Annotated in this window: 1 protein-coding gene; it reads right to left on the bottom strand. The window is 50.7% G+C overall.

Annotated features, from left to right (window positions below; all coding sequences use genetic code 11):
* Positions 1-431 (bottom strand): phenylalanine--tRNA ligase beta subunit-related protein (locus B2633_RS08670; RefSeq protein ID WP_483170209.1); only part of this gene is annotated, 431 nt, incomplete at its 3' end.
* Positions 432-507 lie beyond the last annotated feature (76 nt).

The following is a 507-nucleotide window of genomic DNA, read 5'->3' as shown; positions in this document are numbered from 1 at the left end:
ATTACATAGTTGGTGACATCCACGATATTGTTGATGGGGCGAATCCCTGAATTGATGAGGGCCTCCTGCATCCAGGCCGGCGATGGCCTGATCACGCAATTCTTCACCAGGCGGGCGGTATAGCGGGGGCACAAAACCGGGTCTTCTATTTCCACCTTGATATAATCCTCTATATTCTCGGGTATTTCCCGCAAAACAATTTCCGGAATCTTCACCGGCTTGCCGGTCAGGGCTGAAATCTCCCGGGCCAGGTTGATCATGCCCAGGCAGTCGCCCCGGTTGGGAGTCAGATCCAGATCCATGATTATATCGCTGCCGCTTTCCTCCAGGCCTTCTACCAGTATTCCTGCCATGGAGAGACGGTGGGCGATAACTTCGGGTTTCTCTTTGATATCCACATATTGTTTGAGCCAGTTTAATGATATTCCCATCCTGTCACCTCCTAAAATTGACGCAGAAATCGGTGGTCGTTATCGAAGAACAAGCGCAGGTCGTTAATGCCGTATT

The sequence above is a fragment of the Syntrophomonas sp. UBA1041 genome (assembly GCF_002316705.1).
In the GTDB taxonomy this organism is placed as follows: domain Bacteria; phylum Bacillota; class Syntrophomonadia; order Syntrophomonadales; family Syntrophomonadaceae; genus DTU019.
The sequence above is the reverse complement of the archived record's forward strand: the minus strand, read 5'-3'. Positions and strand labels throughout refer to the sequence as shown.